Raw genomic sequence first — 21,725 nt, 5'->3', positions numbered from 1 at the left:
CCGATGACGCGCGTGACCAAGGCCTGGCTCCTCCTTCTCGCGCTGTCGGGTGCGTCGACCATCCTTTCGGTCGCGGTCGCGCGCGGCGGGCTGTCGGGAGCGATGGCGAGCCTCGGCGGGGCCGCGATCCTGACCTTGGCCTGGGCCAAGGCGCGGACGATCCTCAACGCCTATCTCCGCCTTTCGGAAGCGCCCGCCTTCCGCCGCGGTTTCGGCCTTGCCCTCGGCCTCTACGCGCTTCTCCTGCTTGGCCTCTACCTGTCCGCCTGACGCCGCCCGGTCTCAGGCATTGCGGTTCCAGGCCGCCGCGGGATCCTCCTCGGCGTAGTCGCGCAAGGTGTCGATATCGGCGATCTCGGCGTGGTTCTGACGGACGGTCACGCCATATTCTCTGAGTTTGGCGATGGCCCGGCTCAGGCTTTCCGGTTTCATGCCCAGCCGGCCGGCGATGAGCACCTTGTCGTAGGGCAGGGTCACATCACACCGGCCGGTCGTGCAGGGCGCGAGTTCCAGCATGAACTCGGCCAGCCGCTGCGCGCCTGTCTGCGCCTTCAACTGCTCGATCTGCTCGACCAGGCCGTGCAGATGGGCGAAGGTCGAGGACAGGATCGACAGGGCGACCCCCGGATCTTCACGAATGAGCCGCAGGAAGGCGTCTGCCTCGATCCGGATCAACTCGCAATCGGTCGCGGCTTCGGCGGCCACGGGATAGACATCATCGCGGAAGGCGACCGCCTCGCCGATGCTCCGCCCCTTGGTGAAGACGCCCATCACCGCCTCGGCTCCGTTCGGCGCGATCCGGTAAAGCTTTACCCAGCCGTCGACGACGATGTAGATCGCGCTCGCCCGTTCGCCCTGAAGGAAGATCGTGGCGCCCCTGTCGAAGCTCCGCAGGCGGGCCGTCGCGAGAAGACGGGCGGCCACCTGATCCGAAGCACCTCTCAGAATCAAGGATTTGCGCGCGATCTCGGCGTGTTTCGGCGTCATCTCCGGCCCCGTCTCTCACTGGTGTTGTCCATCAGTGCCACAGCCTGCCGCCGACGGCCAGCCATTCCGTTCGGACCGGGCTCGTGTAAGGGCTGCGTCGAAGTCGGCTCGTATGCCCATATTGGGACCCCGGCAGGTTCGGGCGCTCGGAGTCGCGGCATTTGGCGGTTGTCCGAACCCCGGCCTTCATTCGCTGCATGCTGCACCTTTCGATCCGTCGCCCGCCAGCGGTGCCCCACCCGCTATCCTGCCAAGTGTGGCGTGACCTTGTCTGCCCCCTCGATTAGGGCAAACCCGTTCGGGCCAAGGGTCAGGAGATCACCCGCCCGTTTGGCCGGGCCGATGCGGATGTCACCGCCGGCGCACGCCAGGTCGTGCGTTTGGCGTGACAGGTTGAACAGGCAAAGCAGGTTCCCGCCCCGACGGAATCCCAGGATCGGCTCCGGCAAAGCCAGAAACTCGGTCGCGCCTTCCATGAGGTCCGCGCTGCCTTTCCGGTAGGCCAGCATGTCGCGGTAGAAGGAAAGGATCGACCCTTCGCCTTGGGTATCGACGGCAACGGCCCGTTGTTCGTTCCGAACCGGGAGCCAGGTCTTGGCCGCCGTCGAGAAACCGGCATTCGGCGCCCCCCTTTCCCAGACCATCGGCGTCCGGCATCCGTCGCGGCCCTTCTCCTCGGGCCAGAAATTGATGCCCGCAGGATCCGTCAGTTCTTCGAAGGTCAGCTCCGTCTCGGTCTGCCCAAGCTCTTCGCCCTGGTAAAGGCAGATCGACCCCTGCATCGAAAGGAGAAGGGCCGCCGCCTGCTTCGCGATTGCCTCACGCCCTGCGGCATGCTTTGCCCATCGGCTGACATGGCGGTTCACGTCATGGTTCGAAAATGCCCAACAGGGCCAGCCCATCGGAGCGCCCGCAAAGAACTCCTCGATCTTCGACCGGAAATGGCTGGCCGAGAATTCCGGCCCGAGCAGTTCGAAGGAATAGCATTGATGGAGCCGCGCGCCGGTCGTGTATTCGCCCATCATGCGGATCGCATGGTGGCTTTCGCCCATCTCGCCGACAAGCATCCGCCCATCATACCGGTCGGTCAGCGCGCGCATGCGTTCGAGGAACGCGATGTTCTCGGGCTGGTTTTTCGAGAAGAGGTGGTACTGCATGTTGTAGGGATTGGTTTCGGGCTTGGTCTTGACCCGGAAATCCGCAGCGTTGTCGCGCAACAGGCGGTCGTGGAAATAGTAATTCACCGTATCGAGGCGGAATCCGTCGACCCCCCGGTCGAGCCAGAAGGCCATGTTTTCCAGATGCCAGTCCTGAACCTCGGGGTTGTGGAAATTGAAATCCGGCTGTTCCGGCAGGAAGTTGTGAAGGTAGTACTGATGCCTGCGCGCGTCCCATGTCCAGGCGCTGCCGCCGAATACTGCAAGCCAGTTGTTCGGCGGTGTGCCGTCGGGGCGCGGATCGGCCCAGACATACCAGTCGGCCTTCGGTCCGGTCCGGCCTGACCGGCTTTGAGCGAAGGCGGGGTGCAGGTTCGAGGAATGCGAAATTACCTGATCTATGATGACTTTCAGCCCGAGTGCGTGAGCGTGCTCGATCATCCGGTCGAAATCGCCAAGTGTGCCGAAGACCGGATCAATGTCACGGTAGTCCGAGACATCGTAGCCCATGTCCTTCATCGGTGACCTGCAGACCGGCGACAGCCAGACGACATCGACACCTAGATCGGCCAGATAGGGCAGCCGGCGCGTAATGCCCGGCAGATCCCCGATTCCATCGCCGTTGTCGTCCTGAAATGACCGCGGATAGACCTGATAGGTCACCGCTCCGCGCCACCACTCCCTCGTCATCTTGGATCCATCCTCGCCTGCCTGCGGTTAAACAATTGCCGTTGCCCCATGTCTTCATCCGTCTTCCTCGGGTGTGACGAAGACGGCGACCGACTGTTCCCCCAGCGCCACCATCCCCTGTTCTACACCCGAGCCGCCGCCCGAAGGCGCTCGGGTATCCAGCACACGCGACCAGCGGCCGGCGGGCAAACGGATCGTGATGTCGGAGCCTGCGTTGAAGAAGATGAAGACTTCCCGTTCTCCGCGAACGACAGCCTTCTCGGCAGATTCTCGAAGGTGCAGACCAAAAGCCTTCCAATCGGGATCATGCCAATCCGCGTCATCGGGTGGCGCGCCATCGGCCCGTCGCCATTCGATGTCCGGCAGATCATCCTCGTCCCGGCGCTTGCCGTGAAGGAAACGCCGTTGCGCGAGCACCGGGAACTTTCGCCGCAGCTCCGTCAGGCGCGAAACGAAATTGAGAAACTCGGGCGAGGCCCCGCGCCAGTCGATCCAACCGATTTCGTTGTCCTGCGCGTAGCAGTTGTTGTTGCCAGACTGACTGTTCCCAACCTCATCACCGCCAAGGACCATCGGCGTGCCCTGCGAAAGGAACAGCGTCCCCAGCAGGTTGCGGCGTCGCTTGTCGCGCTGCGCGATGACCTTCGGATCATCGCTTGGCCCCTCTACTCCGAAGTTGTCGGAATAGTTGGCGTTGTGCCCGTCCCGATTGTCTTCACCATTCGCAGTATTGTGTTTGTGGGCATAACTCACGAGGTCGGAAAGCGTGAATCCGTCGTGGCAGGTGACGAAATTGACCGATGTCGCCGCGCCGCGCCCGCAATGATCGAAAAGCTCTGCCGAGCCGAGCAGGCGCTTGGCGAGGTGCGCCGCGCCGTTCGGATCACCACGCCAATAGCGCCGAACGTCGTCCCGGAACCTGTCGTTCCATTCGAGGAAAGGGTAGGGGAACCGGCCGAGACGGTATCCGCCCGGCCCGACGTCCCAGGGTTCCGCGATCAGTTTCACGCGGGACAGGATCGGGTCCTGGCGCGTGGCGTCGAGGAATGCGGATTGCGGTTCGAATCCGTGCGGGCCGCGGGCCAGTGCGCTTGCGAGGTCGAAGCGAAAACCGTCGACATGCATCACCTCTACCCAATAGCGCAGCGAATCCATGACCATGCGCAGCACCATCGGATGATCGAGGTTCAGGGTGTTGCCCGTGCCGGTCACGTTCTCGTAGTGCCGGCCCGCCCCCAGAAGGCGGTAATAGCTGCGGTTGTCGATGCCGCGAAAGCTGAGGGTTGGTCCCAGCTCGTCGCCTTCGCCGGTGTGGTTGTAGACGACGTCGAGCAGCACCTCGATGCCCGCGGCGTGGAACCGCCGGACCATCGCCTGGAATTCCCAGACGGCGCCCCGACTCATGTAGCGTGGCTCGGGCGCAAAGAAACCGATGGTCTGGTAGCCCCAGTAGTTGCGCAGACCACGGGTTTCGAGAAAGCGGTCATTCAGGAACGTCTGAACCGGCAAGAGCTCGACAGCCGTCACGCCGAGCCTGGTCAGATGTTCGATCATCGGCTCTGAACTCATGCCCAGGAACGTGCCGCGAAGGGCCGGGTCCACGTCCGGGTGCATCATGGTCTGACCGCGGACATTCGCTTCGTAGATCACGGTTTCGCGCTGGTCGCGGAGTGGCGGCCGATCGTCGCCCCAATCGAAGCTGGTGTCGGCGACGACGCATTTCGGCATCGCGAAGGCGCTGTCGCGGGTGTCGAACGACAGATCGCTCGCCGCTCCGCCGGCGCGGTATCCCATCAGCGCATCGGACCATTTCAGGCGCCCGACGATCTGGCGGGCGTAGGGGTCCAGAAGCAACTTGTTCGGGTTGAAGCGATGACCGTTTTCCGGGTCGTAAGGGCCATGCACGCGAAGGCCGTAAATCGTTCCGGGCGTGAGCCCCTCGATATGGCCGTGCCAGATGTCGCCGTCACGCTCGGGCAGGCTCATCCGCGCGATCTCACGGCGGCCATCGGCCGTGAAGAGGCAGATCTCGACCTTCGTCGCGTGGGCGGAAAACACGGCGAAGTTGACGCCCGCCCCGTCGAACATGGCCCCGAGGGGCCAGGCCCGGCCCGCTGTGACCGCGCGATGAGCCAGCCGGCTGGGCGCTTTCGCGGATAGGGGTTTGGTCACGCCACGAGGCTCCGGTAGAGGTCTGCGTAGGCGCGGGCCGGCCCGGTCCAACTCACGTCCGCCTTCATCGCCGCGCGTATCATCGCGCTCCAGGTCCGGCGATCCGCATGAAGCTGCACCAGACGACGCAGGGCGCCGGCCAATGCTATTCCGTCCACCGGATGAAAGGTGATCCCGGTCGCGGCAGCAGCTCTGATGCTGGCCGGCGTCGCCCCGATGACGGTGTCGTTCAACCCGCCCGTCGCGGCGACGACCGGGATCGTGCCGTAGCGGAGCCCGTACATCTGGGTCAGCCCGCAAGGTTCGAACCGGGACGGGACGAGCACGGCATCTCCCCCGGCGAACATCCGGTGGGCGAGCCCCTCGTCATAGCCGATGCGGACGGCTACCCTTCCGGGCCAGCGCGCCTCGGCCGCCTGCATTGCCGCCTCAAGCGCATGGTCGCCGGTCCCGAGCAGCGCGAGTCCGCCGCCAGCGGAGATGAAGTCATCGGTCGCAGTCGCCAGAAGGTCGATCCCCTTTTGCGCTGTCAGGCGGCTTACGACGATCGCCAGTGGTCCGCCGATGTCACCAAGTCCCAGTTCCGCGCACAGCCGCTCGCGGTTCGCAGCCTTGCCCTTCAGGCTGCGCTTCGAATAGGGCGCGCACTCTGGGTCATCTTCCGGCGACCAGACGCTTTCGTCGACGCCATTGAGAATTCCGGTAAGATCGCCCGCGCGGGCGGCCAGAACACCTTCCAGACCCAGACCGAATTCCGGCCGCATGAGTTCTTCCGCGTAAGTCGGCGACACTGTCGTGATCCGGTCGGCTGTCACCAGACCGGCTTTCAGGGTCGAGATGTTGCCGTAGTATTCCAGCCCGTCGCTCGTGAACGCATGGCCCGGAAGCCGCAGCGCAGCCAATCGGGACGCCGGAGCAATCCCCTGAAACGCGACGTTGTGGATGGTGATCACCGTGCGGATATCCGTTGTCCCGGCGTAGTTCAGATAGGCCGGGGCAAGCCCCGCTTGCCAGTCATGCGCGTGCAGCACGCTTGGCCGCCAGCCGTCGGTTCCGCCACCCTTCGCGAGTTCGGCCGCAGCCCAGGACAGCGCGGCAAAGCGTTCGGGATTGTCGGGATGGTCCTTGCCGTCGACGGAATAGATGCCGCCGGGACGGTCGTAGAGATGGGGCGCGACGAGAAGCAACATCGTCGTGCCGTCGACGGTTCCCCGGACGACATGGGCCGGGCCGCCGAAAAGGTCCTCCTCCTCCCAGATCTTTTTGCGGTTGGCCAGTCGTGCCTCGAGTCCGGGATAGGCCGGCAGCAGGACGCGCATCTCCCAGCCCAGTGGCGACAAAGCCTTCGGAAGGGCGCCGACCACATCCGCAAGCCCACCCGTCTTCACGAACGGCACACATTCCGACGCTACCGAAAGAACCTTGCCCAAGCCCTCAGCCTTCCCGTCAAATCTAGCTCACTTTCGCCGCCCGGCGGTCCAGCATCTCTTGCGTGACAAGCACGATGCCCGCATCCGTCCGGCGAAACCACTTCGCATCCTCCTCGGGGTCTGCGCCAACCACAAGGCCCTCGGGAATGACGACCCCTCGATCCACGACGCAATTGCGAAGGTCGCAGCGCCGGTTGACCGTCACGTAGGGGAGGAGAACCGTGTATTCGAGCGTCGAGAAGGAATGCGCGCGAACGCCCGTGAACAGGAGCGAGTTCTTCACCTCGGCGCCGGAGACGATGCAATCGCCTGATACAAGGGACGACACCGCCGACCCGCGCCGGCCGTCCTCGTCATGGATGAACTTCGCGGGCGGCACGATTTCGGCATAGGTCCAGATGGGCCAGGCGTTGTCGTAGAGATCGAGCTTGGGAATGAAATCGGTCAGGTCGATATTGGCCTGCCAGAAGGCGTCGATCGTTCCAACGTCCCGCCAGTATGGTTCCTTTTCCAGCCCGGAGAAGACGCAGCTGTCTGAAAAGCGATGCGCCATCGCCTTGCCGTTCTTCACGATCTGGGGAATCAGATCGTTCCCGAAATCATGCGAGGAATTGGGATCGCTGGCATCGCGGATCAGAAGGTCGCGCAGGAACTGCCAGTCGAAGACATAGATCCCCATTGAGGCAAGCGAATGATCGGCGTCGCCGGGAATTGACGGCGGGTTCTTCGGCTTTTCGAGGAATGCCGTGATGCGACCGTTCTTGTCCACGTCCATCACGCCGAAGGCGGTGGCCTCCTGGCGGGGAACGGTGAGGCAACCTATCGTCACATCCGCCCCGGTTTCGACATGCTGGCGCAGCATGATCTCGTAGTCCATCTTGTAGATATGGTCGCCTGCAAGGATGATCACGTATTTCACGTCGTAGCTGTCGACGATGTCGATATTCTGGGTCACGGCATCGGCCGTTCCGAGATACCACTTCGTTTCGTCGACGCGCTGCGAGGCGGGCAGGATATCGAGGTATTCGTTCCGCTCCGCCCGGAAGAACCCCCAGCCGCGCTGCATGTGACGGATCAGCGAGTGCGCCTTGTACTGGGTGGCGATTGCCATCTTGCGGATGCCGGAATTCAGGGCATTCGACAGTGCGAAGTCGATGATCCTCGTTTTGCCTCCGAAATAGACCGCCGGCTTGGCGCGCTTGTCGGTCAGTTCCTTCAATCGACTGCCGCGCCCCCCTGCGAGAACGAAGGCCATCGCCTGCGACGAAAGGCGCTGGTTGGGTCTTGGCTTCATTTCGTCCTCCCTCGATAGCAGGTCATGCCTGTCTGAAAACGACGGCGCTCAGTGGCGGCAGAGTGATCGGCGCGGACTGGGACTGCCTGTGCCATCCCACCGCTTCTGTGGTCACGGCACCAGCGTTGCCGCGGTCGCCTCCACCATAGACCGCCGCGTCGCTGTTCAATATTTCCGTCCAGGTGCCGGGCGATGGGAAGCCGAGGCGGTAGCCGCGGCGTTCCACCGGCGTGAAGTTTATCGCCACGACCACGACGGGGTCGTCGCCCGCGCCGCGCCTTATGAAGGCATAGACCGACCGTTGGGCGTCGTCAGGCTCCAGCCACTCGAACCCGTCGGGCCGGCAATCGTTGCGATAGAGCGCCGGCGTCTCGCGATAGAGACGGTTGAGGTCGCGTACCAGAAGCTGGACGCCGCGATGCTGCGGATCGTCGCACTGGTGCCAGTCGAGGCCGGCAGAGTGGTTCCATTCACGGCCTTGGGCGAACTCCTGCCCCATGAAGAGAAGCTTCTTGCCGGGATGAGTCCACATGAAGCTGTAGTAGGCGCGCAGGTTGGCGAACTTTTCCCAGGCCTGGCCCGGCATCTTGCCGAGCATGGATCCCTTGCCATGCACGACTTCGTCGTGGCTGATCGGCAGGATGAAGTTCTCGGACCACGCATAGGTCAGCGCGAAGGTCATCTTGTTGTGATGATACTGCCGGTGGACGGGGTCCATCTGGATGTAGCTGAGCGTGTCATTCATCCAGCCCATGTTCCATTTGTAGCCGAAACCGAGCCCGCCGCTGTCCACAGGGCGTGAGACCGAAGGAAAGGCGGTTGATTCCTCGGCCACCGTCATGATCCCGGGATTGGCGCCGTATGCGAGCAGGTTCATGTTCTTGAGGAACTCGATCGCCTCGTAGTTCTCGCGCCCGCCGTCGCGGTTCGGCACCCATTCACCCGCGCGGCGGGAATAATCGCGGTAGAGCATGGAGGCGACGGCATCCACCCGCAGGCCGTCGAGATGATATTCCTCAAGCCAGTAAAGCGCGTTGGCGATCAGGTAGTTGCTGACCTCTGCGCGCCCGTAGTTGTAGATGAGCGTGTTCCAGTCGACGTGAAAGCCTTCCTTCGGATCGGCATGTTCGTAAAGGGCCGTCCCGTCGAACCGGCCGAGGCCGTGTTCATCGGTGGGAAAGTGCCCCGGCACCCAGTCGAACAGAACGCCGAGCCCGCGACGATGGGCGGCATCCACGAATGCCGCGAATTCCTCGGGCGTTCCGTGGCGGATCGTCGGGGCATAGAGCCCGATGGGCTGATAGCCCCAGGACCCGTCGAAAGGATGCTCGCTGACCGGCAGAAGCTCGATGTGGGTGAAGCCCATCCAGTCGGCGTAACCGACCAGCTCGTCGGCGAGTTCGTGGTAGGACAGGGGCCTGGTGCCGCCATCGGTGCGACGCCAGCTTCCAAGGTGAACTTCGTAGATCGAGATGGGGGCGTCGATCCCGTTCCGGCCCGCGCGGCCCGCCATCCATGCCTGATCGTCCCATCGGGAGGCGCCTGGTCGCCGAACGACGGATCCGGTCTGCGGCGGATGTTCGGATCCGAACCCCACCGGGTCGGCTTTCAGGGGCAAACGAACCCCGCCGATTCCACGAATCTCGAACTTGTAGACCGTGCCCTCTCCGATCCCGGGCAGGAAGATCTCCCAGACGCCGGTGGCACCCCTGCGCCGCATCGGGTGGACGCGGCCGTCCCACCGGTTGAAGTCGCCGACGACCGAGACGCTCGTGGCATTCGGTGCCCAAACCGCGAAATTTGTCCCCTCTACCGCTTCATGACGGATCATGTGCGCGCCGAGTACGCGCCAAAGCTCGCGATGGTTGCCTTCGCCGAGCAGATATTCGTCGATCTCGCCCAGCACCGGCCCGAACCGAAAGGGATCGTCAAAATCCCGCTCCTGGCCGTCGCCGCAGCGCGCGCGCAATCGGTACGGCCCGTCCGGAATCTTCTCCGCAATGAACAAGTCGCCGAACGTCGGATGGCGTTGCATCTCGACCGGGTTTGCGCGCTCACGAAGCAGCCACAAGGACGTGGCGTCCGGGACCAGAGCCAGAACATGGCCGTCGTGAGGGCCGAGCAAGGAAAACGGATCACCGTGCCGGGCCGAAGCAAGCGCGGAGAGCGCGCTCTCATCTGGCCAGTGAACGACCGACCTCGTTCGCTTCGACGCGGCCACCATTCCTCCCTTTCCCGATGCTCAGAGCATCGAGTCGGTGTTCCAAATCTCCTTCATGTAACCTCGAATTGCGCGATCAGAGGAGAAATATCCCATGCGGGCGGTATTCAATGCCGCCTTTCTCGCCCAGCCGTCTCCGTCGCGGTAGGCCTTGTCGACCTCACCCTGCGCATCGCAATAGGCCGCGAAGTCGGATGCGACCAGGAAGTAGTCATGGTGCCAGACCCGGTTCACGACACCGTGGTACCGGTCGGGCTGGTCGGGGCTGAAGCGACCCTCCGCCAGCATCTGAAGCACGTCTTGAAGGGCCTGACTGCTCAGGATCGCCTCGCGCGCATGGTCGTCGATGGCGCGGCGGGCGATTGCCTCGTCGGCCGTCATGCCGAACAGGAAGAAGTTCTCGGGCCCGACATGATCACGGATTTCAACATTCGCACCGTCGAGTGTGCCGATGGTCAGCGCCCCGTTGAGCGAGAGCTTCATGTTGCCCGTCCCCGACGCCTCCTTGCCGGCCGTCGAGATCTGTTCGGACAGGTCCGCGGCCGGGACAAGCCGTTCAGCCATCGAGACATTGTAGTTGGGCGGAAAGATGACCTTCAGAAGGTCGCCCACCTTCGGATCGGCGTTGATGACACGGGCCACATCGTTGATGAGGTGGATGATCTCCTTCGCGACTGCATAGCCGGGCGCCGCCTTGCCGCCGAAGATCTTCACGCGGGGCACATGGTTGCCACTCGGCGTTTCGCGTATCGTGTGCCATTCCGCGATCGTCTGAAGGATGTTCAGCAGCTGGCGCTTGTACTCGTGGATTCGCTTGATCTGCACATCGAACAAGGCGTCCGGACTGACGGCGACGCCGGTTGCTTCCTTGATCCAACGGGCCGTCGATACCTTGTTGGCGCGCTTGGCAGCCGCAAACGCGTCACGGAAGCCTTTGTCCTCGATATGCGGCTCAAGCTCGCTCAGCCGGTCGAGATGGTCTTCCCAGCCCGCTCCGATGGTTTCGCTGATCAGCGCTGAAAGCCTGGGATTGGCCATGCGCAGCCAGCGGCGGGGCGCGATTCCGTTCGTCTGGTTGATGATCCGGCCCGGATGCAGTGCATCGAGTTCCGGGAAAAGCCGCTGCTTCACGAGATCCGTGTGAAGCGCCGATACGCCGTTCACGCGGTGCGACATGATGAAGGCAAGCTCGCCCATGCGGACCTCGTGGTGCTTCACGATGCCGACGTAGTGCGGCCGCTTTGGGTGGGCCTTGAGGTGATGGTCATCAATGCGCTCGATGATCTGCATATGCCGGGGCAGGACGCTTCCCATCAGCCAGGTTGACCAACGCTCCAATGCCTCCGGTAGGAGCGTGTGGTTCGTGTAACCCAGACAGGCCCGGGCGATCTCCATCGCTTCGGCAAACTCGATCCCGTGGTGGTCCGTCAGAAGGCGGATCAGTTCGGGCCCGGCCAGCGCGGGGTGGGTGTCGTTCATCTGGATCGCGACCTTTGACGGCAGCGCACGCAGGTCGGAATGCGAGTCGAGGTAACGCCGCAGAATGTCCTGGAGCGTTGCAGAGGTCAGGAAGAATTCCTGCTTCAGGCGCAGTTCCTTGCCCTGATGCGTCGTGTCGTCGGGATAGAGGACGCGGCTGATGGTCCGCGCGAGCGTTTCGGATTCCGCCGCCGCAGTGTAGTCGCCCCGATTGAACCGCGCCAGGTCAAACCGAGAGGAGGGGAGCGCGCTCCAGAGCCTCAGCGTGTTCGCCCACCGGCCCGACCAGCCGATGACCGGCATGTCATATGCAGATGCCAGAACGCTTTCGTCCGGCCGCCAGACGGTGCGCCCGCCGGTTGTCTCGACGTTGCCATTGAAACCGATCGTATATGCGCATTCCGGGCGCTCGAACTCGAATGGGTGCTTCTGGGACAGCCAGTCTTCCGCCAGTTCGACCTGTTGCCCATGTTCGAATTCCTGCCGGAACAGCCCGTGCTCGTAGCGGATGCCGTAACCATAGGCCGGGCAGCCGAGCGTTGCCATGCTCTCCATGTAGCACGCCGCGAGACGACCCAGGCCGCCGTTCCCCAGTGCCGCGTCGGGTTCAGTATCGGCGATGAGGTCGAAGTCCTGGCCAAGATCGGAGAGCGCCGCAGCAGCCACCTCTCGCAGCCCGATATTGATCGCGGCATCCTCCAGGATACGACCGATCAGGAACTCCATCGAAAGATAATAGACCCGCTTGTGGTCTTCCGCCCATGTGCGCCGGGTGGCCTGGAACCACGGCGTGATGATTCGATCGCGCAGGGCATAGGAAAGCGCCATTCGCCAGTCGTAGAGGGAGGCGTGGGCGGCATCCTTGCCGACTGTGTACGACAAATGCCGGAGGATGTCCGACCGGAAGCCGTCCGTTGTGACGGATGCGGGTACGAAAGCGTTCATGGGAGGCAACTCTATTCAACTCGAGCGTTGGAAAAAAGCCATTGCGGCAAACCGCAGTCGCCCTTTCAGGCGCGGCATCCGGTAGCGCGGGCGGCATGCCGTGGAAATCGGCAAATTCAGGTCGAAGCGCTCATAGATCGGGCACACGGTTCTCACGTAATATCTCGGATTCAGACGCGTTGGCGCGGTCAATAACGCCATCAAAGCTATGTCGTTCCGCTTGTCGTCTGCTCCGTTCCGGTTTCGGGCATCGCGAGATGTCTCTCGAGATAGGAAATGTGACGCATTTTGAATGGTGCGTTTTCGGTTTCGACGGCATTCTCCCGCGCGAATTCTCACCTTCAACTTAGGTTTGCCGAGCATGATGTCCTCCTCCGACGTGCTATCCCTGCTGCTGACCCGCCGCCCATGGCATTCCCTCCCACAGGCTTTCTACAGGGACCATGCGGTCCATGAGGCCGACCTGGCCAACATCTGGTACAAGGACTGGATCTATGCCGTTGCCGGCCCGGAAGTGCCGAAGACCGGCAATTACGTGACCGTTCAGGTCGGAACCTATTCGGTCATCGTCGTGCGCGGTGCCGACGGAGTGGCGCGGGCGTTCCACAATTCCTGCCGCCACCGGGGCAGCCGCATCTGCTCGGCCGAAAAGGGCAATGCAGCGAAACTCGTCTGCCCCTATCACCAGTGGACCTACGAACTGGACGGCCGCCTTCTTTGGGCGCGCGAGATGGGACCGGACTTCAACCCGGCGGATCATGGCCTTGGCGCGGTCCATTGCCGCGAGATCCAGGGCATGATCTTCATCTGCCTCGGCCAGGAGGCGCCCGACATCAGCGCGCTCGAGGCGGAAGCCAAGCGCTACCTCGCCCCGCACGACGTGGCGAACCTGAAGGTCGCGCACCAGTCGAAGATCATCGAGAAGGCGAACTGGAAGCTCGTCCTCGAGAACAACCGCGAATGCTACCATTGCAGCGCCAACCACCCGTCGCTCTGCGTGACCTTCCCCGACGATCCGAACCTTGTGGGCGCGGACGACTCGACCAGTTCCAACCTCGGCAAGGCGCATGTCGATCGCTGCGAGGCTGCCGGCCTGCCGTCGAAATACGTGATCGCCCCGTCCGAACAGTGGCGCTTTGTGCGCATCCCGTTCCTGGGCGAGGGGGTCAGCTACACGATGGACGGCAAGGCGGCGGTCTCCAGGCGAGTCGGCACCGTGCCGTTCAACAATGCCGGGTCGTGCCTCTTCTTCCACTACCCGAACACCTGGAACCACTTCCTGTCCGATTCAGTGCTGACCTTCCGCGTATTGCCGATCGGCCCCGAGGAAACCGAGGTGACGACCACGTGGATGGTTCACAAGGAGGCCGTCGAAGGCACCGACTACGACCTCAAGCGCCTGACCGAGGTCTGGGTCGCGACCAATGACGAAGACCGCCGCATCGTCGAGGAGAACCAGAAGGGCATCAACACCCCGGCTTATATCCCCGGCCCGTACAGCCAGGTCGAGGAAGGCGGCGTGAATCAGTTCGTCGACTGGTATTGCCGGTCGCTCCAGGCCGGCCTCGTCGGCCGTGCCGCCATCGCTGCGGAGTGACCCGATGATCCCGATGCCCCGCGAAGATACGCCGGTCTGGAAGGACAGCGAGCCTCTGGAATGCGTGATGGTGATCCCCGAGGCGCCGGACGTGAAGACTTTTTCCTTCCGTCCGCCATCGGGCGCGACATTCGTCTACCGCGCAGGCCAGTTCATCACGCTGGACCTGCCGGTGCCGGGGGGGAACATCCAGCGCACCTACACGATCTCCTCGTCTCCGGTATCGAACGCCTATGTCACCGTCACGGTCAAGGCGCAGCCGGGTTCGGTCGCGACTCGGTGGATGCTGGATCATCTCAAGCCGGGGATGCAGATCAGGGCCTTCGGGCCGGCGGGTCTCTTCCATCTGCCGCGCCAGCCGGACGGCAAGTACCTGTTCATCTCGGCCGGTTCCGGCGTCACGCCAATGATGTCGATGGCCGCCACGCTCTTCGAGCGCGGCGAAGATCCGGACATCTGCTTCATCCAGTGTGCCAAACGGCCGGTGGAACTGATCTTCCGCCGCAAGCTGGAATTCATGGCGGGCCGGATCAGCGGGCTCCAACTGCATTTCGTCGTCGGGATGAGCGACCCCTACGAGGTCTGGACCGGCTATCGCGGCACGTTCAACCAGCTGATGTTGGGCCTGATGTGCCAGGACTACCTTGACCGCGACGTCTATTGCTGCGGGCCCGAGGGCTTCATGACCTCGGTTCGCGAGATCCTGATCTCGCTCGGCTACGACATGGGGCGTTATCACCAGGAAAGCTTCGCCGCGCCCGCCGAGACGGTCGAGGAAATCACCGTGTTCGACGACTTCGTCCCGGCCGACGAGGCACGCGCCGAAATCCGCTTCGCGCGCGCCGGCATCACGGTCGACTGCACCGAGACCGACACCGTGCTTCAGGTCGCCAAAGGTTCGGGCCTGCCGGTCCCCTCGGGATGCAACTTCGGCATCTGCGGCACCTGCAAGGTCAAGAAGATCTCGGGCGAGGTGCTGATGGTCCACAACGGCGGCATCAGCGAGGACGACATCGAGGCCGGCTACATCCTTGCCTGCTGTTCGAAACCCATCGGCACGGTCGAGGTCGACGCCTGAATGCGGACGGAGTTGCATCGGCCCGCAGTCGTTCAAGATAGTGTCGTTCGGTGGCCGATCGGCGAGACACCGAAGTGGCTCCGAAAGACCTTCGAAAAATGCGATGTGGAGTTGAACCCGCAAGCCATCGCGATCTCCGAGATCGACTGTTCGGTCTGAACGATCAGGTTGCGGGCCCGATGCAGCCGCATTTCCATGATGTAGCGCTTCGGTGAGGTATTGAGGTATTTGCCGAATAAACGGCATGCTGTCGCCCGTTGATTTCGAGATCAGACAGCAGAAACTGAAACAGGCAGGTGTTTAGGAAACGGGGGCCTCCTCACCATGCCGCTTCACTTGCACCTCGTGGTCGAGCGCCTTGCGCAGGAAGGCGACCGAGGCACAGGCGGGCGGAGGGTCTCCTCCCGGCTCTGCCGGAGACCCGCTCGACCCGGGGCGGCCTTGCCGGGCGTCGGTGGTCCCGCGGAGTTCTGTGGCACCAGCGTCGGCCGCCACCCCAACCGTTATCGTTCCTGCAATCCGCTATCTGGCCAGTTTCCCACTGGTAAATTCATGGGCGAACGGATCCGTTTACCCATACAGGCGCAATCAGCTATCCTCTCCAGTCCCCAGAAATGCGCTCTGCCGGCGAGACGCGCGAAGGTCATTGACGATCGGAAGGACGAGCAGAAGCACTGTCACGAGGATCAGCGTCAGGGCGATGGGATGTTCCGACGACCAGAACGCCAGGAAATTGCCATCCGTCAGGATCAGACCTTGGCGCAAGCTTTCCTCGAATATCGGCCCGAGCACGATACCGATGACGATCGGGGCGATCGGGACAGACACGATGCGCAGCGCGAACCCAAGCAGTCCGAATCCCATGCTTATCAGCACGTCGAGCATACGGCCCGAGGCCGAATAGGCGCCGACCGTCGAAAGAACCAGGACGACCGTGAGCAGAACCGGCTCTGGCATGCGCAGGATGCGCGTGATGAACGGCGTCGCAAGCACCGCAATGATGAGTAGCGCGAAATTGGCGAGGATCAGGGTCAGAAAGGCGGCATCCATCAGTTCGGGATTGTCCGCAAAAAGCCGGACGCCAGGCTGAATTCCCTGCATGATCAATGCCGTCATCATCACGGCCGTCACAGGGTCACCGGGAATGCCAAGGGCGAGTGTCGGCACGAGCGCACCGCCGGTCACGGCGTTGTTGGCGGTTTCGGCGGCCACGATCCCCTCCGGCTCTCCTGTTCCAAGCCGATCGCGGTAACGGCCCGAGCGTTTCGCCTCGGCATAGGCCATGAAGCTGGCGGTGGCTGCGCCCGTGCCCGGCAAAATCCCGACAAAGGTGCCGATCGCGGCGCTTTTCAGCGTCGTCTTCCATCGACGTGCGACTTCGATCGGGCGCGGAAAGCGAAAACCGGCGGCCGAAGGGGACGGAGCCGACTGGAACCTGCGTTCGGCAACCCGGACGAACACCTCTGCGAATGCGAAAAGCCCCACGACGACCGGCACCAGCTGAAAGCCGTTCGACAGTGCGAAAATGTCAAAGTTCAGCCGCACCATGCCGGTCATTTGGTCCGGTCCGATCGTCGCAATGAACAGGCCGAAGACACCGGCCAGCAATCCCTTCAGCAGGCTGCCATGCGAAACGCTGACGATACAGGTGAGCGACAGGCATATCAGGGCGAAGGTCTCGATCGAGCCGAAGCGCAACGCGAAGGCCGCGAGCCGCGGCGCGGCGACGATCAGCACTATGGCCGAGAACACGCCCCCCAGAAAGGATGCCAGCGTGGCCCAGCCGATCGCCATGCTTGCCTCGCCTCTGCGGGTCATTGCGAACCCGTCAAGCACCGTCGCCGCCGATTGCGGTGTGCCGGGCGTGTTGATCAGGATCGCAGTGATCGAGCCGCCGAAGACGGACGAACAATATACCGCAAGTATGAGTGCTATCGCCGGAACCTGCCCCATTGCGAAAGTGAAGGGCAGAACCATCGTAATTGCCAGGATCGAGCCCAGCCCCGGCAGGGCGCCGACCACGATACCGAATACGGTTCCGACCGTCAGGGCGACCGCGACCCAGGGGTCGGCGACGAGCATCAGCGCTGAAGCTACTTGATCCATTCGGAACCCTCTAGAATATCGCGAACCACGGCGAACGCGGCAGCTGGATTTGCAGAAGATGGACGAAGGTCAGCCAAACGGCGACCGGAACGGCAATCGACATGATCAGGATCACGGGCACATTTCGGTAGCCCAGCAGGAACGGCATCACGAGGACGAAGACCACACTGGCCAGAATAAAGCCGAGATAGACCATCAGGAAGAAGTAGGCGAAGGTTCCGGCGATCGTGAACATGGCCGGTTTCCAGTCGACAGGCCCGCCACTTGCCGCCGGCTTGAGCAACGCACCAAGCAGCAAGATCCCGGCGAGTACGGTCCAGAGCGTCAGAAGCGCGCGCGGAAACTGCAACGCGTTCAGGCCGAAGCCCTCGAACAAGGCAGATTCATAGCGCGAGTTGGAGGCTTCGACCCAGAATACTGCGGCAACCGCTAGCGCCCCGATTGAAAACACAAGATCCCTGGATCGTCTCATCCTGGCCCATCCTTTCGGTGAATGTGCGGCCGCCGTTTCCGGGCAGGACAGCGGCCGCCTCGTTTTACTTGGCCAGCAGTCCGACTGCTTCCAGAACCTTGCGGTTGTTGACCACCTCGGTCCGCATCGTAGCGTCGAAGTCGGCGGGAGGAAGATAGGCTGCCGTGATCTTCTGCTTCTCAAGCGCGGCAAGCAGTTCAGGATCGCTCATTGCCTGCTCCAAAGCCGAGGACAGCTTGTTCACAACCTCTTCCGGCGTACCGGCCGGCGCATAGAACCCCATCGACACCTCGACGACGGTTTCGATGCCGAGGTCCTTCATCAAGGGCACATCCGGATAATAGGCGCATGCTTGCGCGCCCCAGCAGCCGAGGGGGCGAAGTCCGAACTGTTCGGCGGACTGGACCTGTTCGGTCATGACCTGCGATTCACCGCCCAGCACGGCCTTGCCGACTTCCGCTGCGGCCTTGTAGGGGACCTGCTTGACCTTGACGCCGAGGTGTTGCTCGAGCGCCGCGACGGCCAGATGCGGCAAGGTTCCGATGCCGGTCGTGGCATAGGCGATCTTGCCGGGATCGGCCTTGGTCGCCGCCATAAGCTCTTCCATCGACCCGTATTCGGAATCTTGCGTGACCATCGACATATACGCCGCCGAGGAGGCGCGGCCGATCGCGGTGAAGTTGTCCAGAGAATACGGTACCTGGCGCAGTTGCGGCTGAACTGTCAGAACGCCCTGGGGCGTGAAGAAGATGGTATAGCCGTCGGGTTTGGCCGTCGCCGCCTCGGACGCACCGATCGTACCCGCGGCACCGGCAATATTGCTGACCACCATCGTCGCGCCGAGTTTCTCGCTCAGAACCGGCTCGATCGTCCGTGCCACCAGATCGGTCGCACCGCCGGCCGACCACGGAACGATGATGGTGACCGGCCTTTCAGGATATTCGGCACTGGCCAAGCCCGGCGCGAGAAACAGGCTCAGCGCGCCCAAGGCTCCCAAGAATCTAGATTTCATGACATTTTCTCCCTTTTAAGTCGTCGTGTTTCACGGTGCCAGTTACGTCCCTCAGGATGGCGTGGGCGTACCCCTGGCGGTTTCGTCGATCTCGCGCCGCAGCGCGTCCGATAGCGGCTGGAGAATGTGGATTTCGTCCTCGCGGAAGAAAGTACGCCCGTTCGGGCCATCCGCAGACAGGCTCACAAGCCGGCGCACGGTCGGATAGCAGGCTTCAGGAGGTTGCCCATCCGGCAGCGGCCGCATGGCGGTTATGGTCAGACCGGGAATGTAGCTGTTAATCAGCACGCCACTGCCCTCGAGTTCTCGGGCGATGGTGCCAACAGCGCTGACCACGGCAGCCTTGGAGGCATTGTAGCCAATCCGCCCGATCTTGCAGGTTTGCGCATTCCGCGACGCGGCGACGGCGATGCGCCCATATTTCTGCGCGCGCATGATCGGCGCGACAGCGCGGATCGCGTGCAGAACTCCGAAGATATTCACCCGGAACACCTTTTCGATGTCCTCCCAGGCAATCGCATCGAACCGGCCATCGACGGCAATTCCCGCGTTGGCGACCAGCCCGTCGATCCGGCCGAATTTGGCCATCACGGCCTCGACAAAGGTGGCCAGTTCATCAGGCTTGGTCACATCGCAGGAAGCCGCGAGGTGGCAATTGTCCTTGGCCGCCGAAAGGGCGTGAGGCAGGTCGCATCCCGCGACGTGCGCACCGTCGGCGGCGAAACACCTGGCAAGGGCAGCGCCGATACCCGCACCGGCCCCGGTGATCACGACCACCTTGCCCCGAACGAGTTCGGCGGGAAGCTGTGCATCGTCTAGTTTCATTTATTCCTCCCACCCAGGTTTGCCGGGCCCGGCTTGGCCCCGGCACTCTTCATCGCCCGATCGCCATCGCGTCAGGGCATTGTCAGGATCACTTTCGATGACTGTCGGCTCCGGCTCAGTTCAAAGGCCCGCGCCCCCTCGCGCAGCGGAACCCTGTGCGAGATCATCGCGGTAAACCGTTCCGGGCTCGCGGCAACGGTGGCGATCACCTGTTTCCATATGGCTGGCGGCGCGCGGTGGCTGCCGATGATGGATTGCTGATTGCGCGACAGGGTTGTCAGGTCCAGCGGAACGGCTCGCGCAGGCAAACCGGCGGTCACAAGGCACCCGCCATTCGCAAGAAGCCGCAAGGCCGGCTCGAAGATCTGGGGGGCGCCGACCGCATCGAAGACGACATCGAAAGGCGCATCCCCCATGCGAGCCCGGACCGCGCCATCGAGGGTCTCTGTCCCAATGTCGATCGTGGCGTCGAAGCCGTTGGCGTTCAGCGAAGAAAGGCGGACCGCATCGTCCTTGCCGGCAATCGCCACCATTGCGGCGCCGGCCGCCTCGGCCATCAGCGCGATCGAGTGCCCGATCGGTCCGGGACCGACTACCAGCACCCGCGCGCCCTTCGACAGGTTGCTCCGCGCGACTGCCTGCGCACCGATCGTCAGCGGTTCGATCAGTGCCAACGCCTCGTCATCTAGCGAGGTGGGTACGATCAAACAGTTTTCCACGGGAACCGTGACACGACTGCAAAAGCCGCCATCGCGGACAAAACCCAGATAGGCCTGTTTCTTCTGGCACGCTCCCGCATCGCCACGAGCGCAGTCGGGGCAATCGCCGCAGGATCGGAACGGCACGACCACGACACGGCTGCCTGGCGCCGGTGTCGCTGCCCGACCCGGTTTGTCAGGCCCCGCCGCTATGACGGTGCCGCCGAATTCGTGGCCAAGTGTCACCGGCAGTCGATCGGCCATGAACCCGTAGTTGGATGTCCACTCGTCGACATGCAGATCACTGCCGCAGACACCGGCCGCCGTTACGTCCAGCAGCACCTCACCGGCCGCCGGCACCGGGGCGGCAACCGGGGTGATTGCGATGCCAGGTCCAGCCTGGATCTTTCTCAGCGCACTCAACATAGTGAAGTCTCCACGGTGCGGCTTTCGTGCCGCCGCCAACTGGGCCAGCCGGCACTGATCCCGGCTTCTTCGATCAAACGCGCGGAACCGCTCACCATGGCTTGCGCGGCGGCAAGCGGGCCTTGTGCGCGCAAATCGGCGCTGAGCACCTCCACCTCGAAGAACGGATCTGCTCCCATGGCACGAATTGAGGCCAGATAGCCGAGAAGATCGGCTTCGCCGTCACCCGGCAGGCAACGGCCCGAACGCGATTCCTCGCGCACGCTGTCGAACTTGTCGGCTCGCGCGTCCGATATCTGCACGGTCTTGACCAAGCGGCCGGGTACCGCATCGAGATCGGCAGGCGTGACGCCGGTACGATGCATTTGCCACAGGTCGATAATTAGTCCCCCGTTTGCGGCGGCCGCACCGCAAACGATCCTCAGGGCATCCTCAAGCCCGGAAATGCCGCCGAACAGAAGAAACTCCAGCGCGCAGTCGGCATCGCACAGATCCCGCGCCATTTGACATAGCTGGCGAAATCCGGTGATGGCCAGATCGAAATCCGCCACTGGATCGAGAAGAGCGGCATTTACCGTGCACGGCCGGAAAATGTTTGCCATGTGGCGGAAGGCTTCGGCGTCTCGCAACCCGTCAAGCCCGGTGCTCCAACCATCCGCAAGCCCTATAGCGGTCATTTCAACGTCATGCTCGGTCAACATGGCCTGCATTTCGGCGTCCGAGAAGCCCGCCGCCCGGTCCTGAAGATAGTCGGTCGTGCGGTAGGATATGCCGCGAAAACCAGCGGCTGCGGCTGATTGCACCCGGGTCCGGAAATCGACCTCGCCCAGGCATTGGGGGCACATGACCAGATTATAGGGTCCGCGCCGGGACAAATCCGAAAACCTGTGCGAGGGCATCACGGCGGTTCCTCCCCGGCGTCAGCTAGAAGATCTTTGCCGCATCCGGCGAACGGACTGTCCTCCGACCCCGTAGTGGGTGGGCGCGATGTCATCGATGACCACCATGACCATCTCGCGCGGCTTATTCAGCGTGGTCGCGATCAGGTCGGTGACGCCTTCGATCAGCACTTCGCACTGCTCGTCGTTCGGTCCGGGTCCGGCAAGGCGGATGGATACATATGGCATTACGTGGTT

At 63.0% G+C, this 21,725-nt stretch carries 18 protein-coding genes; 3 read left to right on the top strand and 15 right to left on the bottom strand.

The genetic code is table 11. The features are described from left to right. The first annotated feature begins 3 nt into the window (after positions 1-3). Positions 4-270, top strand: coding sequence for a hypothetical protein (locus V5734_RS18115; protein WP_347311003.1), 267 nt, complete (start codon positions 4-6; stop codon positions 268-270). 12 nt (positions 271-282) lie between these two features. On the opposite strand, the gene V5734_RS18110 is transcribed toward V5734_RS18115, so the two are convergent. The 7 genes from V5734_RS18110 to V5734_RS18080 form a co-directional block, all read right to left on the bottom strand. Further along, the gene (locus V5734_RS18110) at positions 283-987 is read right to left on the bottom strand and encodes a Crp/Fnr family transcriptional regulator (RefSeq protein ID WP_347311002.1); all 705 of its coding nucleotides are present in this window, start codon (positions 985-987) and stop codon (positions 283-285) included. A gap of 242 nt (positions 988-1,229) precedes the next feature. Further along, positions 1,230-2,834 carry an alpha-amylase family glycosyl hydrolase gene (locus V5734_RS18105; RefSeq protein ID WP_347311001.1) on the bottom strand — a complete coding sequence of 535 codons (1,605 nt, stop codon included), beginning with the start codon at positions 2,832-2,834 and terminating at the stop codon, positions 1,230-1,232. Between the two features lie 54 nt (positions 2,835-2,888). Next, positions 2,889-4,922, bottom strand: coding sequence for a glycogen debranching protein GlgX (gene glgX / locus V5734_RS18100; protein ID WP_347313663.1), 2,034 nt, complete (start codon positions 4,920-4,922; stop codon positions 2,889-2,891). An 80-nt stretch (positions 4,923-5,002) separates the two neighbouring features. After that, entirely contained in the window at positions 5,003-6,436 is a 1,434-nt protein-coding gene (gene glgA, locus V5734_RS18095; RefSeq protein ID WP_347311000.1) for a glycogen synthase GlgA, read from the bottom strand. A gap of 22 nt (positions 6,437-6,458) precedes the next feature. Further along, positions 6,459-7,730 carry a glucose-1-phosphate adenylyltransferase gene (glgC, locus tag V5734_RS18090; protein ID WP_347310999.1) on the bottom strand — a complete coding sequence of 424 codons (1,272 nt, stop codon included), beginning with the start codon at positions 7,728-7,730 and terminating at the stop codon, positions 6,459-6,461. Between the two features lie 22 nt (positions 7,731-7,752). Next, positions 7,753-9,954, bottom strand: coding sequence for a 1,4-alpha-glucan branching protein GlgB (gene glgB, locus V5734_RS18085; RefSeq protein ID WP_347310998.1), 2,202 nt, complete (start codon positions 9,952-9,954; stop codon positions 7,753-7,755). An 18-nt stretch (positions 9,955-9,972) separates the two neighbouring features. Then, on the bottom strand, positions 9,973-12,375 hold the full coding sequence (locus V5734_RS18080) for a glycogen/starch/alpha-glucan phosphorylase (RefSeq protein ID WP_347310997.1): 2,403 nt from the start codon (positions 12,373-12,375) through the stop codon (positions 9,973-9,975). A 361-nt stretch (positions 12,376-12,736) separates the two neighbouring features. On the opposite strand from V5734_RS18080, the gene V5734_RS18075 reads away from it, so the two are divergent. Beyond that, positions 12,737-13,972 carry an aromatic ring-hydroxylating oxygenase subunit alpha gene (locus V5734_RS18075; protein WP_347310996.1) on the top strand — a complete coding sequence of 412 codons (1,236 nt, stop codon included), beginning with the start codon at positions 12,737-12,739 and terminating at the stop codon, positions 13,970-13,972. A 13-nt stretch (positions 13,973-13,985) separates the two neighbouring features. Further along, positions 13,986-15,050 (top strand): hybrid-cluster NAD(P)-dependent oxidoreductase, encoded by a 1,065-nt coding sequence (locus tag V5734_RS18070; RefSeq protein WP_347313662.1) that lies wholly within the window; start codon positions 13,986-13,988, stop codon positions 15,048-15,050. A 32-nt stretch (positions 15,051-15,082) separates the two neighbouring features. On the opposite strand, the gene V5734_RS18065 is transcribed toward V5734_RS18070, so the two are convergent. From V5734_RS18065 to V5734_RS18030, 8 genes are all read right to left on the bottom strand, one after another. After that, the gene (locus tag V5734_RS18065) at positions 15,083-15,247 is read right to left on the bottom strand and encodes a helix-turn-helix transcriptional regulator (RefSeq protein WP_347310995.1); all 165 of its coding nucleotides are present in this window, start codon (positions 15,245-15,247) and stop codon (positions 15,083-15,085) included. Positions 15,248-15,638: 391 nt separating this feature from the next. Continuing rightward, positions 15,639-17,156 carry a tripartite tricarboxylate transporter permease gene (locus tag V5734_RS18060; RefSeq protein WP_347310994.1) on the bottom strand — a complete coding sequence of 506 codons (1,518 nt, stop codon included), beginning with the start codon at positions 17,154-17,156 and terminating at the stop codon, positions 15,639-15,641. Between the two features lie 10 nt (positions 17,157-17,166). Beyond that, positions 17,167-17,628, bottom strand: a complete 462-nt coding sequence (locus V5734_RS18055) for a tripartite tricarboxylate transporter TctB family protein (RefSeq protein ID WP_347310993.1) — start codon at positions 17,626-17,628, stop codon at positions 17,167-17,169. A gap of 64 nt (positions 17,629-17,692) precedes the next feature. Continuing rightward, positions 17,693-18,640 (bottom strand): Bug family tripartite tricarboxylate transporter substrate binding protein, encoded by a 948-nt coding sequence (locus V5734_RS18050; protein ID WP_347310992.1) that lies wholly within the window; start codon positions 18,638-18,640, stop codon positions 17,693-17,695. 51 nt (positions 18,641-18,691) lie between these two features. Beyond that, positions 18,692-19,465, bottom strand: a complete 774-nt coding sequence (locus tag V5734_RS18045; RefSeq protein WP_347310991.1) for an SDR family NAD(P)-dependent oxidoreductase — start codon at positions 19,463-19,465, stop codon at positions 18,692-18,694. A 71-nt stretch (positions 19,466-19,536) separates the two neighbouring features. After that, positions 19,537-20,628, bottom strand: coding sequence for a zinc-dependent alcohol dehydrogenase (locus tag V5734_RS18040; protein ID WP_347310990.1), 1,092 nt, complete (start codon positions 20,626-20,628; stop codon positions 19,537-19,539). Then, entirely contained in the window at positions 20,583-21,488 is a 906-nt protein-coding gene (locus V5734_RS18035; protein WP_347310989.1) for a sugar phosphate isomerase/epimerase family protein, read from the bottom strand. The genes V5734_RS18040 and V5734_RS18035 overlap by 46 nt, the downstream gene beginning before the upstream one ends. Before the next feature lie 21 nt (positions 21,489-21,509). Continuing rightward, complete coding sequence (locus V5734_RS18030; RefSeq protein WP_347310988.1) at positions 21,510-21,716, bottom strand: tautomerase family protein; 207 nt, start codon at positions 21,714-21,716, stop codon at positions 21,510-21,512. Positions 21,717-21,725: the final 9 nt, after the last annotated feature.

Source organism: Defluviimonas sp. SAOS-178_SWC (assembly GCF_039830135.1).
Taxonomy (GTDB): domain Bacteria; phylum Pseudomonadota; class Alphaproteobacteria; order Rhodobacterales; family Rhodobacteraceae; genus Albidovulum.
Note: the sequence above shows the minus strand (reverse complement) of the source record. Positions and strands in the feature narration are given on the sequence as shown.